At 44.2% G+C, this 2,651-nt stretch carries 3 protein-coding genes; all 3 read left to right on the forward strand.

Translation table 11 applies throughout. The annotated features are described in order from the left end of the window. Positions 1–490 (forward strand): LPXTG cell wall anchor domain-containing protein (locus QVP40_RS06640; RefSeq protein WP_288200359.1); only part of this gene is annotated, 490 nt, incomplete at its 5' end. A 105-nt stretch (positions 491–595) separates the two neighbouring features. Next, complete coding sequence (locus QVP40_RS06645; RefSeq protein ID WP_022067695.1) at positions 596–1,498, forward strand: M14 family zinc carboxypeptidase; 903 nt, start codon at positions 596–598, stop codon at positions 1,496–1,498. A 323-nt stretch (positions 1,499–1,821) separates the two neighbouring features. Then, positions 1,822–2,651 (forward strand): radical SAM protein (locus QVP40_RS06650; protein WP_288200360.1); only part of this gene is annotated, 830 nt, incomplete at its 3' end.

Consider the following 2,651-nt stretch of genomic DNA (forward strand, 5'->3'; position numbering starts at 1 on the left):
TCCGGTTTCCGGCGATGAGAGATGGATTCCGCTGTACTGGTCCATGTCTGTAAACGGAACAAAAAACAAGTCATGGAGAATCGGTTCTCAGGAAAAAGGAATCCGGGAGGCGGCTACCTATCCTCTGTACATCTTTTTCCAGAAACAGACTTATAATGGTACGGAATGGACAGATACAGATGTAATTGAATATATGAAAACTTCTTTCAGCTCCGCAGAAATTTCTGATGAAGAGTGGAAGGAATACATTGATAATTACAACAAAGAGAATCCGGACGACGGTCTGAACTATGACGGAACAAGCGGAGGCTCTGTTGCAGATATTAAGGCGACAGAGGCGGCTTCAGAAAAGGATTCCGATTCTACGTCCAAGTCAGCCGTATCCACAGCAGATGAATCTCCGATTGGAACCATGTCCGTTCTGGCAGTTTTCTCTCTGCTGGCGGGAGGCTATGTGCTTGTAAGAAAACGTAAAAAAGAAGATATCTGACAGAACTTCTGAGCATATCTGACAGAATTTGTCCATAAAGGAGACAGGTCTAAAAGCCTGTCTCTTTTCATATATATTCAGTATGAAGGGCAGGGGGACAGGCAGATGATGGAAACAACAATTTTTGCTTATGAGAATTTATATTATGAACTATGGGAAACTGCCCGGAGATACAGGGCGATTGCGCAGTTCCGGGTAATTGGAAACAGTCATGATGAACGGATGATTCCCATGATTGAGGTGGGACAGGGAGACCAGGTGATTTTTTGTGTCAGCGGGCTGAACGGAACGGAGCGGCATATGCCGTCCTGTCTTCTTCGCATGGCAAAGGAATACTGTCGGGCATGGGAATGCGGATGGGTGCTGGAAGAGCTTTATGACGTGAAACAGCTTCTTTCTGCATGGAAGATATGTTTCATTCCCCTTCTGAATCCTGACGGATATGAGATCTACGAAAAAGGCTACACGGTAATACGAAATCCCGTTTACCGACAGATGCTCCGTATGCAGGAGACAGCCTGCACAGAATACTTCTGTAACGCAAGAGGCATGAATCTGCAGAAAAATTTTCCAACCAGCTATTACAGGAAAATGCGGATTTATCATGAGCCTGCCAGTGAAAATGAAACAAAGGCTCTGGTGCGTATTTTGCAGGAATATCAGGGAAAAGGATTTTTTTCTTTTGGACAGGCAGATAAAAGGATCGTATATTTCAGGCAGCCTCAGGCTTTTGGGGTAAACCAGAAAAGCTATCGGCTGGCAAGACATTTTCAGAAGCAGGCAGGATTTTGCATGGAAAAGTTTTCTCTGGAACAGCAGAAAAAAAATCATGCAATTCAGGGAGAAGGAACACCGGAAAGATATTATGCGGAGCTTACCCGACAGCCGTCTTTTCGGATAGAGCTGCCGTCCGGTCTGGGTGAAGAGGAAAGCTCTCTTCTGGAAAACCGGTATCAGCAGATTTACACAATCCCTCTGGAGTATATTTTTTCTGTGGGCGAACTTTAAATAACCGCTTAAAATGTTGATCCCGGCAGACTTCAGGAGCTGATTCCTGAGAACTGCCGGGTGTTTTTTGAGGCAACGATGGACTTGCTGTTTACGCTGTTCCCGGCAGCCCGGTCAAAATACATTCCGGATTACCCTGGATGATTGCCATTTTCCCCGTATATCATTGGATTTTCGCAAAATATGCCGAAACACCTTGCGGGATATTGCCATGTGTAAAGTGCTGCTGTTGTTTATTCACGGTATCCGGAAAAATTTTGACAGAATTATAAAATTCCTGTATCATAGAAAAATAAGAAAATAAACAAGGAGCAACGATATTTATGATAAAAGATACAGAAACAAAAGAGATACAGAATGAAACAGAACGTCAGCGTTCCTTTATTGAGCTTGCCAGAGCGCTGACACAGCAGAAAATGCAGACCATCGGGCGTCCTGTAACCTATTGTCTTACTACCTTTGGCTGTCAGATGAATGAAAAACAGTCTGAGGCTGTAGCCGGAATCATGGACGAAATCGGATATGTCCGTCAGGACAGTGAGGAGGCAGATGTTGTAATTTACAATACCTGTACCGTCCGCGAAAATGCCAATCTGAAGGTGTACGGACGTCTGGGCCATCTTCACAGTCTGAAGGATCAGAATCCGGATATGAAGATCATTCTTTTTGGATGCATGATGCAGGAGCCTCAGGTAGTAGAAAAAATCAAAAAAACCTATTCTTTTGTAAATCTGGTGTTTGGAACCCACAATATTTTTAAGTTTGCAGAGCTTTTTTACGATATGCTGTTATCTGACATGCAGATCGTGGATATCTGGGAGGGAACGGATCAGATCGTGGAGGATCTTCCCACAGAGCGCAACTATACGTTCAAATCCGGTGTAAATATCATGTTTGGCTGCAATAACTTCTGTAGCTACTGTATTGTGCCTTATGTTAGAGGAAGAGAGAGAAGCCGGAAACCGGAAGCCATTGTAAAGGAAGTGGAACGTCTTGTGGCAGACGGAGTTTCCGAAGTAATGCTTCTGGGACAGAATGTAAATTCCTACGGAAAAACTCTGGAAAATCCAGTGACCTTTGCCCAGCTTCTTACCATGCTGGAAGAAGTGGAAGGACTGAAGCGCATCCGTTTTATGACTTCTCATCCGAAGGA

This window comes from Blautia sp. CAG:257, from assembly GCF_000433815.1.
Lineage (GTDB): Bacteria > Bacillota > Clostridia > Lachnospirales > Lachnospiraceae > Blautia_A > Blautia_A caecimuris.

Coding starts and splice junctions, on each gene's coding strand:
- QVP40_RS06645 (WP_022067695.1), top strand. CDS start 596: ATGATGGAAACAACAATTTTTGCTTATGAGAATTTATATTATGAACTA.